Genomic DNA, 15,924 nt, shown 5'->3' with positions numbered 1-15,924 from the left:
CTACAGCACTACTTTACTTAGGCTTTACCACGCTACCTTCCATAGGATATTTAATAGTGCCTTTTAGTTTTTCTATATGGGCCGGGTCAAACGATGGTATTTGCAATTCGCTGTCTTCAATCCATTTAGTAACAGTATCGTTGGCAAGTTGTGTTTTTTCGGGGTCGGTACCTTTATCGCGTGCCATATATAAAGTCTGAGAAGGGTAGGCAAAGTCGGTACCGCTTTCGGCTACAATATCCAGTATGCGCAGGTACAGGTCTTCTTCCACCTCTTCGGCTGCATCCACGTTTGCGGCGTTAATATAAGCCGTAAGCTCAACTCTGTAGCCATTCGCCGTAAGGCCGCCAAAGCGCACCTTAGCAGGGTCTGGGTTTATACTTGGGTGCGAATAAAACAAGGTGCGAATTTGCACCAAAAGGTAACGCAGCTGTGCAGGCGTGGTCTCCATTCTGAACTCCAGTATGGGATTGAACAAAAAGCGGTCGCGGTGTGCGTAATTCTCAATATTGTTGCTGCTAAACTGCCCGTTAGGTATGGTAACCACGGTACGTGCCGGCGTGCGCAGGCGGGTGCTTCGCATACCAATAGACTCAACAGTTCCGGTAATGTCGCCCACTTTACAAAAATCACCCACTCTTATGGGCTGATCGGCTATAAGGGTAACACTGCCTACAAAATTTTCCATGGTTTTTTGGGCACCAAGCGCCAGGGCAATACCACCAATACCAAGGGCTGCCACCCACGTGGTAACATCAAAACCTACGGCGCCCAGTATGGCAATAATACCTATAACCACAATGGCCATCTTGGCCATACGCCTTAAAAACAGTATTACAGATATGGCCGATATACGCTTGCGCAGCGTCATCCTGTTTTTGGTGTATTCGCTAATAATATCGGCAAGGTTCCATAGCAATATTAAAAATGCTACAATGCCAATGGTTACCGTAATGGCGCTAAAACGCTGCCTTACCACGATGGATATACCTACATATTGCGAAAACATTACAAAAAGCAACACCGCTATATACAGCCTAAATGGCAGGCCAAGAGCTTTAATTACAAGCCAGGTTTCTTCTACACGGGCTTTTTTCCAGAGTTTTTTTATTAAAAAGCCCACCATGCCCACTAATAGCCATGCCAATAGGTAGGATACTAAAATTATAACCACCACAGCCACCCAGTGCCCCACGGGTACGCCACCCAGTTTGCGTAATTTAAGTTGTTCGGGCAAAAGGGTATCCAGCAGGGTGGCGTCTTCAATAGTTACAGCGGCTATGGCATTAACTGTTTCGGTAGAAAATTGCCACAGCGGCGGCTGGCCTTCGGGTGCGGTATTTAGCACGTACAGAGTAATTTCTTCGCCATTAGCTTCAACCGTGCCCACTAAATCAGTGTTAGCGGCAAGATCGTCGTCAATGCGGCCGGTGTTTTTATTGCTTATCAGTGCGGTTGGTATTACATCGCCACTCTGGTCGAGCAATCTCTGAAAGTTAGTTACAATACGTTTACGCTGCGATGTTTTTCTGTAGCTACGCTTAAGCTGTAAATACTGGCTGGCGCGAATGTAATTCTGGTCTGCCACCGCCTGTATAAAGCCATTGACAGTACCTCGCGGCGTACGCCTGTCCAGCGAATCTGCCGGTACTTCCGGAGCTGCCTCTTTGGTTTCTTCGGTACCGGTGGGCAACAGCTGTGCAAATGTACTTGCAGGTAAGCCCAATACTAAAAACAGTATAAGGGTTGTATATAATTTTTTAAAAGGTGTGCCGGTGTAAAACATAGTCGCCTTGATTTTAGTGTACAGATAAGACTACTAAAATTATAAAATTAACCGTACAAACAAACAGTATTTAACGTTATGTACTGAAAACATTTGGCACAGCCTTTATACTATTTTATGGTTGCATTTATGTAGTTTTGTAAAAAACGCATTTAAATGAAAGCCTGTTTACAAGCCTGTATACTTTTTTTTACAACCCTAACTTTTGCACAGCAAAGCCAGCAGTTAAAAAATGTTGACTTTAAAACCCTTGATGCTCAACTTAGTTTTAATGTGGGCCAGAAAAAGGTTATTGGCGCGGTTACTTATACTTTCGAGGTGCTTAACAAACCCGATACCATTTACATAGATGCCCAAAATATGCAGTTTAGCAATGTTAGCATTAACGGTAAAAAAAAGTCGGGATGGGTAGCATCGGGCAAAGCCTTAAAGTTGTTTAAAGGCTACAAAAAAGGCAAGAACACCATTACGTTTAACTATACTGCACAGCCAAAACAAACCATGTATTTTGTTAAAGATGGCGAGAGCGACCAGATCTGGACTCAGGGCCAGGGCAAATACACCAGCCATTGGCTACCAAGTTTTGATGATGTTAACGAAAAGGTTGTGTTTAATCTTTCGGTATCATTCGAAAAAGATTACGAGGTAATGGCAAACGGTGTTTTAAAGGCCAAAACCAATCAGGGAGAACTCCAAACGTGGCAGTACCAGATGCAAAAGCCCATGAGCAGCTATCTTGCCATGCTGGCCATTGGGCGTTTTGTTAAACAGATCGAAACCGCGGCCAGCGGCACACCCTTGGAGTTTTACCTGCGCCCCGAAGATAAAGCAAATTTTGAGCCTACCTACCGCGACAGCAAGCGTATTTTCGATTTCTTTGAGCGCGAAATTGGAGTTAATTATCCGTGGGGAATTTACAGGCAAATACCGGTGCTCGACTTTTTGTATGCCGGTATGGAGAATACTACAAGCACTATATTTTCGCAGGATTTTGTGGTTGATGAAATTGGTTTTAACGATCGTACTTATATTAACGTTAACGCCCACGAACTTGCCCACCAGTGGTTTGGCGACCTTATAACTGCCCAAAGCGGCACGCATCATTGGCTTCAGGAAGGCTTTGCAACCTATTATGCCCTGCTTGCCGAACAGGAGTTGTATGGCGACGACCATTTTAATTACGAAATGTACGAGATTGCCGAAAGGCTGCAGCAGGCGGCTAAAACTGACACCATTCCGGTTATGAACGAGAAGGCCAGTACGCTCTCATTTTACCAAAAAGGTGCCTGGGCACTGCATGTGCTTAGAGAAGGGGTAGGGCACGATGCCTTTAGAAAGGCGGTAAAAAACTACCTCGAAAAATATGCTTTTAAAAATGTAAACACCGATGAATTTCTGGCCGAGATAAATAAAGTGTCGACTTATGATACCGCTGCCTTTAAAAAGCGCTGGTTGGAAAGCGCTGGTTTTGAGGTTGACGAAGCGTTAGGGATTCTTAGCAAAAACAAATTTATGCAGCAGTATTTTGCCATCGGCGAAAGCCAGGGTAAACCTTTTGCAGAAAAGAAAGAACAATACATGCAGTTATTGCAATCGGAAATTTTTTATCCCGTTAAGGAGGAGATTGTTTTTCAGACCGCCGATCTGCCTTTTGCCGAGAAAGCCGACCTGGTTCGCCTTGCCATGAAAACCGGTAATTTAAAGGTGCGCCAGGCTGTGGCACGTACAGTTACTACCATTCCCCCTGATTTTTTTGAAGAATATAAGACACTGCTTAAAGATAAGTCTTACATTACCAGAGAGGTGGCCCTTAATATATTGTGTGCCAAATTTAAAGACAGGCAGGCTGAATTTTTAGATGCTTCGCACACCTGGGTGGGTTTTAACGATAAGAATTTAAGAATACTGTGGCTGTCTTTAGCCTACATATCTAAAGGTTATCGTGAAGCTGATAAACCCGAATTTTACGCCGAATTGCAGGGCTATGCGTCGCCACGATATGAGAGCTCCATCCGCCAGAATGCGCTGGCAAACCTTATTTATATAGGTAAACCCGACCCTATAGTTTGGGAGAACCTTGTTAATGCAACGCTGCACCACAAATGGCAGTTTGTAAAATTTGGTAAGGATAATATTAGGAAATTGCTTAAAAAATCAGGTTACCGCGTGTTTTTTGAAGGTATTTTACCGGGACTGCCCAATACCGAAAAGAATAAATTACAGCAGTTGCTGGATGAAAAGTAAGCGTACTTTATTTAAAAAACTATTGTAATTTTGTGCCCTAACCATTTTGTTGATGATAAAGAATCTTTTCCAGAAGTTGCTGTACAGATCGGGTAAATCTTATACTATAGACCCTGAGCTACCAAGCGGATTAATTGTTTACACGCTTTACAGCAGGCTTATAATGCTTGTGCGCGGTTTTATTGCCACGGGTAACAAAGTATATTTAGGGAGGCGTTGCACCATACTCAACAAAAAAAATATTTTCTTTGGTAAAAATGCTACAATAGAGCATGATACTAAAGTAGATGGTTATGCCCGAGAACAAATTTACCTGGGACATGGCTCTAAAATAGGAGCGTACTCTATGGTTACCTGCACCAGCCATTTTTCTAAATACGGCAAAGGCTTAAAATTAGGCGATAACAGCGCAATTGGCCGTTATGCCGAATTTGGTGCTGCAGGCGGAATAGAAATTGGTAATGATGTTATTATGGGTGCTTACATAAGCTTTCATTCAGAGAACCATAACTTTGCCGATACAACAAAGTTAATCCGCGAGCAGGGGGTAACCTCTAAAGGTATTAAAATTGGCAATAATGTATGGGTAGGTGCCAAAGCTACCTTTTTAGATGGCAGTGTGGTTGGCAGCCATTGCGTGGTAGCAGCGGGTGCTGTTGTTAACGGTGTGTTTCCAGATTACAGTGTAATTGGCGGTGTGCCGGCCAAGGTTATCAAGACAATAGAGTAGTTACTCTTCGGTACTAAAGGTCCATTCTTCATCAGTATTACCTAACACCAGTACCAATTGTGTCGGGGCAATTTTTACAATGTGCCATAGCTTAGAATCGGTACCTTTTCTGGTAATTATAGCAGTATTGTTTTCTGCCAGTTTCCAGGTGCCAGTTTCTGTTATTCCGCTAATTTCTACTGTATAAGTGCCATTTACTTTAAGCTGCGTATAACTGCCGGAAAGCAATTCGCCTAAGGCATCTTTTTGTTTTTGCGTAAGGTTATCGGGGGCGGTTTTGCTGGTTAAAAACCATTTTTTACTTACTTGCGCCTTGGTAGCACTAACATAACCAACAGCTTTGTTAGTAGGTGCTACCGGCAGCGCTGCCTGAGACCCCGCCCTGGCCATTACAAACTGCATACTCTTTAATTTAAGCGTTATAAGGTCTTTCTTATAATCCAGTATCTCGATAGTATATCCGGAACCTTTATCGTTTTGCAATTCTATACTTTTACCCTTAAGCAGCCATGTACCATTTTCGGCAATGCCCAAAATACTGGCTGTAAATTTATTATCAGATGTAAAATTAAAAGTAAGCCCTTGTAAAAGAGAACTTACAGTGGCCTTTTTAGAATCGTCCAGTTTAGCACTTTCGGCAATAGCACTAAATTGCCAGTTGCCTACAATATCGTTGGCAGTTTGTGAATAAGCTGTAGATGTAAAATAAAAAAGAATCAGGATAGATAATAAGTTTTTCATTTTAAGGGTAAAGCATTATTTTATTTGTCTTCCGTTTTTAGAAATATTGAATAGTATTGCCGCAACTTATACTATAGATAAGTACCCGGTATCTTTCTCAAACAAATGTAAATATATTATTATTTAGAAGTCACACCAATTATAACCCCAAAGTTGCCATCGGCCTGTATCCAGTTTTGTTCGGGCAGATATGTTCTGGATACATATCCGTCCAGATACAATGCGTTATTGCAGCCCATATCTTTAAAGTATTGGGCAAAATCGTAAAAGTTAATAGGTTCTTTGCTCATAGCAAAATAACTTTATTTCCGGGTAATATTCCTACACCGTTACGAATTTGAAGGTTGGCAGAACCTTGCTTAAAAACCTTGTGTATTTTGCCATTTATAAGTAGCATTGGCCCTGATTGCGTGGCGTATTTAATATTCTTACTACTAAAAGCAGGGGTAGTAACTATAGCAGGTTTTTTATTGGTGTCTAAATAAAAAACACCATTGGGTTTTAGGTGAAAATTACCACTGCCAGATGCCGTATCTAATACAGATAGGGTTTTATCCTCCTGAATATAAAGACCCTGTGGCGATGTGTCTTTTTTGTACATGCCCCCGTTCATTGCAAATTGGAGCTTAAGGCGCTTTTTTTCGAGCCACTTTTTAAGATTGCCAAGACTGCCAAAGTTTTGCTGCAAATCGTTTTTGTAATATAATTTCAGGTCCTGCGCTGTAGGATCAACTATATAAGTTACAAAGCGATTACTTATATGGCTACTTGCTTTAAAAGCATACAGGCCTGATACAAGAGCAAGTAGAAACGTAATAATATATAAGCGAAAGTTTTTCAATGATTTGAAATTTTTGCGAGCCCTATTATATGCCGTTAAATTTAATTTACAATACCGTTAATACGTAGTTTTTTAAATAGTTCAACAAATAACAGACAGATACATACTATAACAATTGATGATATAAATGGCATTATTATTTTACCGGCAATTGTTTCGCAAAATAATAATTTTTTTGGAAGCAAAACTTTTAAAATTATAATCACCAATGGGTTAGTAACAAAAATTGTCATTGTGTTTTTACCAATATAACTTATGGTATTGTAAAGCCATGTTTTATTTACAATTATCTGGTTTTGCAATAACGATACACAAAATATAATTGAGGCTATTAATATACCGGGCAATATGTAGCTTGTAGAATTGTTACTACTAACTATAAAATTATATTCTACAGGAATTATTAATAAGATAACCCAAAAGTAAACACTTAGTTTTACTGTTTGCCTACGAGCTAATTCTATGCCAACAAATACATAGGGCAACCAGAAAACAAACAACTTATAACCAATTTTCTGGAGTATGCCAGGCATATTGTTGTGGTATACCATATAGGCGTAAGCTATGTATATAATAAAAAGGCCCAACCACATTATATATTTTAAAACCTTTTTGCCGTATAGCCAGCGTATAACCGGATATAGAGGTAGCAACTGAAAAAGTATGGTTAAAAAATAGCGCCCCGGCCAGCCATAATCTGTAAATTTTGTAGTGGTTATATTTGATAGGGTTATTTTAGGCCAGTCTATTGATAATAAAAAATAAAGTGCGGTCCATATAACAAATACAATTAATAAATGGATAAGCCTTTTTTTAATGTATTGAAATTGTTCTCTGCCGTTTTTTTTTGACATGGATTTTTCGAAATAAAAAGCCCATAGCAAAATAAAGCAGGGTACACCAAACCTAAAGAGCGCAATAAAATTATCTGTAACTACAGATTTGCAGGTCATTATTGTAGACCCGTGAATAAATACTACTCCAAATATGGATAACGTTTTAATTATATCGGCATTAAGAGATCGTTCCATATTTGTAGGTATTTATTGCTTAAATGTATGCTACAAACATAAACAATAAAAGCATCTTTACAGATGCTTTTATATATATAAATCTAATAATCAATAAATTTAATAACCTCTTTACTCTGTCCACATACCCGAAACCTCATTTTTAAGGTAGGCAATGGCAACGCTGCTTGGGCTTTGTTTGTCGAACAGGTCGGTTAATATAACTTCACGCAGTTTATTGGCCGTATCTACACGCTCGCTCATGTTGGTTTTACGAATTGTTTGTATTGTGGCGTTTTTAGCGGTAGTTATAATATCCCAGCTTTCGGCAGATACATAAATTTGCTGTGTAAGGTTATGCTCAAATTCCTGTTCAATTTGCGCAATAACATACTCTTCATAATCAAACTTGTTAGATGATTGCGGCGTTATGCGTATAAGCAGCTTGGCAGGGTTAATACGCTCCAGGAAAAGTACCAACCTTTCATAAGCCTGCAGCCTAAGCGGCATAGCAACACTTTGTGCCTGTTTGTGTATGGTGTAGCGGCGGCGGCCTTCCTCATTATCAGTATGCATTTTAAAAAAGTAGTATGCAACAAGGCCGGTAATAATGGCGGGTACGGTATAAAGAATAAGTTCTATAATTCGGGTAGCATCCATAAATAAGGTAAATAGTTAAGTTAGTAGTTAGTAACGTAAAATGTGTAAAATTAATTGTGAAAAGCGAAAATAACGAAATAAGTTATAATTTGTAGTTTTGACTTAAAATAAATTAAGCACCACCGCGGGTAGTATAGTTATGAAACACCAAAGAATTACCTATTTAATTATAATACCTCTAACCATTGCTACTGGCCTGCTGGCCAGGCTTAAAAAACAATGGTTTCCAGATACTGTTAACCTGTATTTAGGAGATGCGCTGTATGCATTTATGATGTATTATATAATAAGCTTCCTCTTCCCGGATAAGAAAAGTGGCTATAGGGCAATTGCTGCTTTGGTTGTTTGCTATTGTGTTGAAGCCTTACAGCTGTACAATGCTCCTTGGATTAACGCTATAAGAGCTACGCTGTTGGGCAGGCTGGTGTTAGGGCAGGGCTTTTTATATTCAGATCTTGTAGCGTATTTCGCAGGGGTTTTAGCCGCGTTTATGGTTGATAGGTTATGGCTTTGTAAACGTAAAATGCGTGACTGATTTCTCGGTTAAAATAGTTATTTTTGCAGTTAAAGCTAAACGATGGATATTCATAAATATATAAGCCAGTTAAACGATGCCCAGCAGGCGCCAACCCTGCAAAAAGATGGCCCCATGATTATTATTGCCGGTGCAGGATCTGGCAAAACAAGGGTGCTTACTATACGTATTGCCTACCTTATGAGCCTTGGCGTAGATGCCTTTAACATTTTGGCGCTTACCTTTACCAATAAGGCCGCCAAGGAAATGAAAAAGCGTATAGCCGATATTGTTGGTAACTCCGAAGCTAAAAACCTTTGGATGGGTACGTTTCACTCCATTTTTGCCAAGATACTTCGTTTTGAGGCCGATAAGATAGGCTTTCCTTCTAACTTTAGCATTTACGACAGCCAGGACAGCGTGCGCCTTATAAGCTCTATTATTAAAGAAATGCAGCTCGATAGGGATGTTTATAAGCCCAAGCAGGTACTCGGCCGTATATCATCATACAAAAACAGCCTTATTACCGTTAAGGCGTATTTTAATAACCCCGAACTGCAGGAGGCCGATGCGATGTCTAAAAAACCGCGTTTAGGCGAAATTTACCAGCAATATGTAGACCGCTGCTTTAAGGCAGGGGCAATGGACTTTGACGACCTTTTGCTTCGTACCAACGAGTTGCTGAACCTTTTTCCGGATGTGCTTGCCAAGTACCAGGACCGTTTTAGGTACATAATGGTAGATGAGTACCAGGATACCAACCACTCGCAGTACCTTATTGTACGTGCACTGTCGGACAAATTCCAGAATATTTGCGTGGTGGGCGATGATGCCCAGAGTATCTATGCCTTTAGGGGGGCTAACATTAACAACATCTTAAACTTTCAGAAAGATTATGATGGCGTACAAATGTACCGCCTGGAGCAAAACTACCGTTCAACAAAAAACATTGTGGAGGCGGCTAATGCCATTATAGATAAAAACAAGGTTAAGCTTGATAAGGTGGTTTGGACGGCTAATGATGATGGCCCGCCCATTCGCGTGCACCGCAGCCTTACCGATGGTGAGGAAGGCCGCTTTGTTGCCAGCACCATTTTTGAACAAAAAATGCAAAACCAGCTTAAAAACGGCAGTTTTGCAATACTATACCGTACCAACGCCCAGTCGCGTGCTATGGAGGATGCGCTGCGCAAGCGCGATATTCCGTACCGAATTTATGGTGGATTATCGTTTTACCAGCGTAAAGAAATTAAAGACGTGCTTGGTTATTTAAGGCTGGTTATAAACCCTAAAGATGAAGAGGCGCTAATGCGCGTTATTAACTATCCTGCCCGTGGTATTGGCGATAGTACTTTAGAAAAACTTACGGTGGCGGCCAACCATTATGGCAGGTCGGTTTTTGAGGTTATGGAACATATTGATAAGATAGACCTTAAGCTTAACAGCGGTACTAAGGCCAAGCTTCACGATTTTGTTACGATGATCAAGAGTTTCCAGATCATTAATGAGAACCATGATGCGTTTTACTTATCGGAACACGTTGCCAAAAAAACCGGACTTATACAGGAGCTTAAAAAAGATGCCACGCCAGAGGGTATTGCCCGTATAGAAAATATTGAGGAGCTGTTAAACGGTATCCGCGATTTTATTGAAGGCCAGCGCGAAGTTGACGGCGCCAGGGGGGCATTATCTGAATTTTTAGAGGATGTAGCCCTTGCAACCGACCTTGATAAGGATACCGGCGATGACGACCGTGTGGCGTTAATGACCATTCACCTTGCTAAGGGGCTGGAGTTTCCGTATGTGTTTATTGTTGGGATGGAAGAAGACCTCTTCCCCAGTGCTATGAGTCTTAATACCCGTAGCGAACTGGAAGAAGAGCGCCGCCTGTTTTACGTTGCCCTTACCCGTGCCGAGCATCAGGCGTATTTAACCTATGCCCAGTCGCGTTACCGTTGGGGTAAGCTTGTAGACAGCGAGCCATCGCGATTTATTGAGGAGATTACCGATAAGTTCCTGGATTACCTTACGCCAACCGAGACCAATTACCGCTATAAGCCAATGATTGATACCGATATTTTTGGCGATGTAGATAAGTCGAAATTCAGGCAAAATAAACCGGTAAGCACCACACCGCCTAAGTGGGTTACCGATAACGACCCTAAACCCAATATGGATATCAGGAGGCTTAAGCCTATGGCTACCAAAGCCCCTGGCAGTGCTGCCTCTGCACCAGATAGTAAACTGGCACCCGGCAACGTGGTAATGCACGAACGTTTTGGCAAGGGTAAAGTACTTAATTTAGAAGGTGTTGGCGCCGATAAAAAAGCCGAGATACATTTTGAGGTAGGGGGTATTAAAAAACTACTGCTTCGCTTTGCAAAGCTTGATATATTAGAATAACATTCCGGGTTTTGAGTTACGGGTTAGGTGTTAAGGGTTTAAACTCTGAACCCGTAACCCATAACTCACAACCTTAAATTGTTTTCTTTCGCTCTAAACACTACAATACGTTTAATAAGATCTACAGGTAAAGGCTCGGTTACAGGAAATTGCACCGACCCTTTACCTTGTTTGTAGTTACTCAGTTCGGCTTCAAATGCCTTGTGCCCGGTGGGGGTGGCATAAAAACCTATATGGTTTTTATAGCCTGCAAAATACACCAAAGGCTTGCCATTTAATTTATAAGCCGGCATACCATAACTAATGCTTTCTTGCGCATTAGGGGCGGCATTTAATATGGTTTCCCTCATTTGTTGCAACAGTTTTTGTGTTGTAGCAGGGAAGGTGGCTATGTAGTTGTCTATGGGATTCATATATTACATAATTTTTTAGATACAGATTTTACAGATTGCTTCGTCGTGCCTCCTCGCAAAGACGTAATCGGGTATAGTATATAAAATTTTTTACGTGCTTCTCTTTACGCAAGTCTTTGCGAGGAGGCACGACGAAGCAATCTATTTTAATGTTATAAATAATTATCTATCTCATAATACAAATCGTTCCATTCAGGATTAATGGTTTCAATTAATTGTATCTTTTTGGCTCTCGAACCTCCTTTTATCTGCTTTTCGCGGGTAATAGCATCTTCAATCATCTGAAAGGATTCAAAATAAACCAGCTTGTTCATATTATACCGTGCAGAAAAAGAATCAGGATGCTGCTTGTTTTTGTGCTGTTTAATACGCAGGTGTAAATCAGACGTTACACCTACGTATAAAGTGGTGTTAGTATAATTTGCTACAATGTATATAAACCCGGGTTTCATGTTATGAAATTATACTGCAAGATAAAAATTTTGCGGCTACTTTTAAGAGGGTTGCATTATTGTAATGTAAGTGTTGTGTAACAGATTGCTTCGTCGTGCCTCCTCGCAAAGACTTGCGTGAAGAAAGGCAGGTTAAGATTGGAACATACAATACCCGATTACGTATTTGCGAGCGAAATGCAATGGAGCGCGGCAATCTATCTTTTCTCTAATCTTCTATATTGTAATATGTGTGGATCGCTACTTTTAAAAGGATTGCTTCGTCGTGCCTCCTCGCAAAGATTACACCTGAAGAGTAGTTCGTAAAGCACTATCATCAAAAATCAAACAACCCCATTTGAGTATCGGCAATATGAAAGCCGGGCTGTACCCTTCCAACGCGGAGCAGGTTTACTTTTTCGTGGGCAAGTCGGGTAGGTTCGGGTATGCGGTGTTTCAGGGTGCAGTTTTTCATGATGGCCAGGCTATCGCTTACTGTAACTTTATGCCCCGGCGATACATATACGGGTGTAACGCCCGCTTTGGTGCGCAGGGCATAACCTAAAAGTTCGTTACTGTTACTACCTATTATTGGGCTGCTGCTAAATTTATCGGTACTCAGTGCGAGGAATTTGCCAAACAGCATGCTCTTAGCACAGCCAATAGCAGGAGTATTAGCCAGCAGGCCAAAGTGCGATGCAATGCCCATGCGGCGCGGGTGGGTAATACCCTGTCCGTCCAGTAACATCATATCGGGTTTGTTGGGTATCTGCTCCCAGGCCTGCAAGAGTGATGGCACTTCGCGAAAGCCTAAAAATCCGGGTACGTACGGAAATTTAGTTTCGGCAATAACCAGCGAATACGATAGCAATATCATTTGTGGGTAACTTAAAATAACAATGCCCGCATACACGGTATCTTCGTTTTTATTGTGCGATATATCGCCACCTGCAATAGTGATTATGGTATCATAGCCCTTATGCAGCGAGAGTTGTTGCCGCATCTGGTTTTGCATTTCGGTTGCCTGGTTAAGCGAAACCCCATCATAATTAAGCATATAATGTCTCCTTCGTAACCTGTAAATTTAATAATTTAATTTGTGCTCAAATGGTTAGTAATTGCTAATGTTTCGCTAAATTTACACCCCCTAAAAAATTATGATTTTATATTACTTAATAATCTAAGTAAATCTATATTTTTGGGTTTTATCACACCACCATATGCAAGCCGAAGAAGAAGGAGAAAGAAAAGAACTGTATAATTATCAGCAGGAAGACATAGATGCCATATTTGAAAAGTTTGAGGGTAAGCCCGATAACTATCATTTGTTGTACCAATTACCCACTGGTGGTGGCAAGACAGTTATTTTCTCGGAAATAGCCCGCCGTTACGTAGAAAAATACAACCGTAAAGTACTTGTGCTTACGCACAGGATAGAGTTAAGCAAGCAAACATCGCAAATGCTAACCGGCTTTGGGGTTAAAAACACCGTTATAGACAGCGCCGTTAAAGAGCTGCCGTATGACAACGATTTTTCGTGCTATGTAGCTATGGTAGAAACGCTTAACAACCGCCTTAAGGATAAAAAATTCCACATGGATTATGTGGGCCTTGTTATTGTAGATGAGGCACATTACAACAGTTTCCGCAAGCTGTTTACCTACTTTAAAAATTCTATTTTTCTTGGGGTAACCGCTACGCCGTTAAGCTCTAACATAGAGCTGCCAATGCACGAAACGTATGACGAGCTTATTGTGGGCGAACCTATTAAGGCTTTAATAAACAGGGGCTACCTTGCCAACGCGGTTATGTATGGTTATGATGTAGAGCTAACATCGCTTAAGCTGGGTATTAACGGCGATTATACCGTGGCATCGTCAGATGAGCTGTATTCGCGCTCCATAATGCAGGATTTGCTGTTGCAAACCTATATGCTGCGTTCTAAAGGCAAAAAAACCCTTATTTTTAATAACGGTATCAACACATCGTTATACGTGTACGAAACCTTTAGGGCCGCCGGGCTGCCTATAAAGCACCTGGATAACCGCACGCCCGATGCCGAGCGTAAAAAGATATTGAGCTGGTTTAAAAAAACACCCGATGCTATATTAACATCGGTTTCTATTTTAACCACCGGGTTTGATGAGCCTACTGTAGAGACTATTGTGCTTAACCGTGCTACACGATCGCTTACGCTGTACTACCAGATGATTGGCCGTGGATCGCGTAAGCTGCCTAATAAAGACTTTTTTACGGTAATAGACTTGGGTAACAACGCACAGCGTTTTGGCCTGTGGAGCGAACCGGTTGACTGGCAGTACATTTTTAAGAACCCTGAACAGTTTTTAGAGAATATACGTACCGATGCCGAGATAGAAAGCCATCATGTATATATTATGCCTGATGACCTTAGGGAAAAATTCTCTAAAACGATGCATATTGCATTTGATGTTGAGGAAGAATTTAAAATTTCTACCGATAACAGGGAGAAACCTAAGGCCGTTATAGACAGGTCCATTCGCCAGCATGCCTTTATGTGTATAGAAAATAGCGAAACAATATCTGAAGCCCGTAAACTGGCTAAAGAACTGGAGCCGGATATAGAATACCGCGTTAAACAGTATTCTAAGCTGCTATCTAAAACTACAAAGAACTACCGTGAGTGGCTTATTGAAGATTATAAAAACCGACTAAGCATTTTTATAGGAAGGATATTTCAGCGTTATAAAGATGCCGAAACCGAAGAAGAAGTACTGGAGCTAAAAAAGCTCTAACTGATTACTATCGCCACCCTTTTTTTTAGGAGGCTGGGCTTTACCAAAAACAGTGCGGCCGCCGTATTTATACGACTCGTCGCGCTCTTTTTGTATTAGGGCGTTAAAGTTGGTGTTGGGTGTAAAGTCTTTCTCGGCATTGCGCGATATTTCTGATAGCTTTTGTATGGCGTGCATCTTATCGCTGTTGCCAATTTTAGCCCGCTGAATGGCACTCTGCAATGTATCTATAGTTTCATCAAACACATTTACCGGCACCGGGAAGGGATGCCCGTCTTTACCGCCATGCGCGAAAGAGAACCGTGCAGGGTCGTCAAACCGGGTAGGGGTGCCGTAAATTACTTCGCTTACCAAAGCCAGCGATTGTATGGTTCTTGGCCCCATGCCTTTTAGCATCAGCAAGCCTTCAAAATCTTCGGGTTTGTTTTCGTGCGCCATCCATAGCATAGCACCCAATCGCTTCATGTTTACATCTTTCATCCTAACATCATGGTGGTTAGGCATAATAAGGTGATTCATCTCTTTAATTATCTTGTCAGGATGCTCGTTAACAATCAGCAACGATTTTTCGCGGGTTTCGGCAGCCGTACTGGCGGTAAGGTTAAGAATCTTGCCCTGGTTTTCGCCATAAATAAAAGTATGCGGCTCGTTTACAAACGACTTTAGGTCGTGGCTGTGCCAGTGGTACCTGCGGGCCGTGCCGGTATGGTTGTTCATGCCCTGTTGTATAACGCACCAGTCGCCTTTGGCGTTTACTATAAAGTTATGCTGATAGAGCTGAAAACCGTCTTGTATAGCGGTGTTGTCTACCTTGGCGGTAAGTTTGCTTAGCCCTGCCAGTTCGAGTCCGTTAAGGCCGGTTCTGTGGCCTACGGCAATAAGCTCTTCGGGGGTTTTCATGGAGTGCTTGCCCTTGCCGCCGCATATATAAATGCCCAGCTCTTTAGCGTGTGGGTTAACCGACCTTTTTAGCGCACCCAACACCGATGTGGTTATGCCAGACGAATGCCAGTCCATACCCATAACCGCCCCAAAACTCTGGAACCAGAACGGGTTGGCAAGCTTGCTGATGACCTCGGCGGTAGAAAACTCCATGGCAATGGTTTCTACAATGGCCAGGCCCAGCTTTGCCATACGCTCAGAAAGCCATAAGGGCACATGCCCATTATGCAACGGTAAATCGGCAGAGCCAGATCGTTTCATTTGGATTAGTTTTTAAAGTCGGAAGTCATAAAGTCATCAAGTCGAATGTCATCAAGTCGTAAAGTCGAAAGTCAAAATAAAATTTATCAGGTCGAAAATCAAAAGTAGTAAAATGAAATTTCTAAGTCGAATGTCAGAGTCCGAAAGTGAAATATTAAGCCAAAAAGCAAAGGA

At 41.5% G+C, this 15,924-nt stretch carries 15 protein-coding genes; 5 read left to right on the top strand and 10 right to left on the bottom strand.

Features of this window, described 5'->3' with window-relative positions; translation table 11 throughout:
• Positions 1–13: 13 nt before the first annotated feature.
• Positions 14–1,786, bottom strand: a complete 1,773-nt coding sequence (locus G509_RS0114940) for a mechanosensitive ion channel family protein (protein WP_026992278.1) — start codon at positions 1,784–1,786, stop codon at positions 14–16.
• Between the two features lie 156 nt (positions 1,787–1,942).
• Between G509_RS0114940 and G509_RS0114935 the strand changes: the two genes are divergently transcribed.
• Positions 1,943–4,030 (top strand): M1 family metallopeptidase, encoded by a 2,088-nt coding sequence (locus G509_RS0114935; protein WP_026992277.1) that lies wholly within the window; start codon positions 1,943–1,945, stop codon positions 4,028–4,030.
• A 52-nt stretch (positions 4,031–4,082) separates the two neighbouring features.
• Positions 4,083–4,760: an acyltransferase gene (locus G509_RS0114930; RefSeq protein ID WP_051200241.1), complete on the top strand. Its 678-nt coding sequence runs from the start codon at positions 4,083–4,085 to the stop codon at positions 4,758–4,760.
• On the opposite strand, the gene G509_RS0114925 is transcribed toward G509_RS0114930, so the two are convergent.
• The 5 genes from G509_RS0114925 to G509_RS0114910 all read right to left on the bottom strand — a co-directional run bounded on the left by G509_RS0114925 (position 4,761) and on the right by G509_RS0114910 (position 8,012).
• Positions 4,761–5,501 (bottom strand): lipocalin family protein, encoded by a 741-nt coding sequence (locus G509_RS0114925; RefSeq protein ID WP_026992275.1) that lies wholly within the window; start codon positions 5,499–5,501, stop codon positions 4,761–4,763.
• A gap of 119 nt (positions 5,502–5,620) precedes the next feature.
• Positions 5,621–5,791: a phosphodiester glycosidase family protein gene (locus tag G509_RS23785; RefSeq protein WP_242604841.1), complete on the bottom strand. Its 171-nt coding sequence runs from the start codon at positions 5,789–5,791 to the stop codon at positions 5,621–5,623.
• Positions 5,788–6,342, bottom strand: a complete 555-nt coding sequence (locus G509_RS22205) for a phosphodiester glycosidase family protein (RefSeq protein ID WP_242604840.1) — start codon at positions 6,340–6,342, stop codon at positions 5,788–5,790. Before G509_RS22205 ends, G509_RS23785 begins: the two co-directional genes overlap by 4 nt.
• Positions 6,343–6,383: 41 nt before the next feature.
• A complete protein-coding gene (locus G509_RS0114915) occupies positions 6,384–7,373 on the bottom strand; it encodes an acyltransferase family protein (RefSeq protein ID WP_026992274.1) in 990 nt (329 codons plus the stop codon).
• Between the two features lie 111 nt (positions 7,374–7,484).
• The gene (locus tag G509_RS0114910; RefSeq protein WP_026992273.1) at positions 7,485–8,012 is read right to left on the bottom strand and encodes a DUF7935 family protein; all 528 of its coding nucleotides are present in this window, start codon (positions 8,010–8,012) and stop codon (positions 7,485–7,487) included.
• A 139-nt stretch (positions 8,013–8,151) separates the two neighbouring features.
• On the opposite strand from G509_RS0114910, the gene G509_RS0114905 reads away from it, so the two are divergent.
• Both G509_RS0114905 and G509_RS0114900 read left to right on the top strand, forming a co-directional pair.
• A complete protein-coding gene (locus G509_RS0114905) occupies positions 8,152–8,547 on the top strand; it encodes a ribosomal maturation YjgA family protein (RefSeq protein WP_035739005.1) in 396 nt (131 codons plus the stop codon).
• A 48-nt stretch (positions 8,548–8,595) separates the two neighbouring features.
• Positions 8,596–10,929, top strand: a complete 2,334-nt coding sequence (locus G509_RS0114900; protein WP_026992271.1) for an ATP-dependent helicase — start codon at positions 8,596–8,598, stop codon at positions 10,927–10,929.
• Between the two features lie 65 nt (positions 10,930–10,994).
• Here G509_RS0114900 and G509_RS0114895 read toward each other — a convergent pair whose 3' ends face one another.
• The 3 genes from G509_RS0114895 to nfi form a co-directional block, all read right to left on the bottom strand.
• On the bottom strand, positions 10,995–11,342 hold the full coding sequence (locus tag G509_RS0114895; protein WP_026992270.1) for an iron chaperone: 348 nt from the start codon (positions 11,340–11,342) through the stop codon (positions 10,995–10,997).
• 152 nt (positions 11,343–11,494) lie between these two features.
• Positions 11,495–11,794 carry a GIY-YIG nuclease family protein gene (locus tag G509_RS0114890; protein ID WP_026992269.1) on the bottom strand — a complete coding sequence of 100 codons (300 nt, stop codon included), beginning with the start codon at positions 11,792–11,794 and terminating at the stop codon, positions 11,495–11,497.
• 316 nt (positions 11,795–12,110) lie between these two features.
• Positions 12,111–12,830 (bottom strand): deoxyribonuclease V, encoded by a 720-nt coding sequence (gene nfi / locus G509_RS0114885; RefSeq protein WP_026992268.1) that lies wholly within the window; start codon positions 12,828–12,830, stop codon positions 12,111–12,113.
• 163 nt (positions 12,831–12,993) lie between these two features.
• On the opposite strand from nfi, the gene G509_RS0114880 reads away from it, so the two are divergent.
• Complete coding sequence (locus tag G509_RS0114880) at positions 12,994–14,547, top strand: DEAD/DEAH box helicase (protein ID WP_026992267.1); 1,554 nt, start codon at positions 12,994–12,996, stop codon at positions 14,545–14,547.
• On the opposite strand, the gene G509_RS0114875 is transcribed toward G509_RS0114880, so the two are convergent.
• Positions 14,533–15,750 (bottom strand): DUF763 domain-containing protein, encoded by a 1,218-nt coding sequence (locus tag G509_RS0114875; protein ID WP_026992266.1) that lies wholly within the window; start codon positions 15,748–15,750, stop codon positions 14,533–14,535. The genes G509_RS0114880 and G509_RS0114875 overlap by 15 nt on opposite strands.
• Between the last annotated feature and the right edge of the window lie 174 nt (positions 15,751–15,924).

This window comes from Flavobacterium subsaxonicum WB 4.1-42 = DSM 21790, from assembly GCF_000422725.1.
In the GTDB taxonomy this organism is placed as follows: Bacteria; Bacteroidota; Bacteroidia; order Flavobacteriales; family Flavobacteriaceae; genus Flavobacterium; species Flavobacterium subsaxonicum.
Note: the sequence above shows the minus strand (reverse complement) of the source record. Positions and strands in the feature narration are given on the sequence as shown.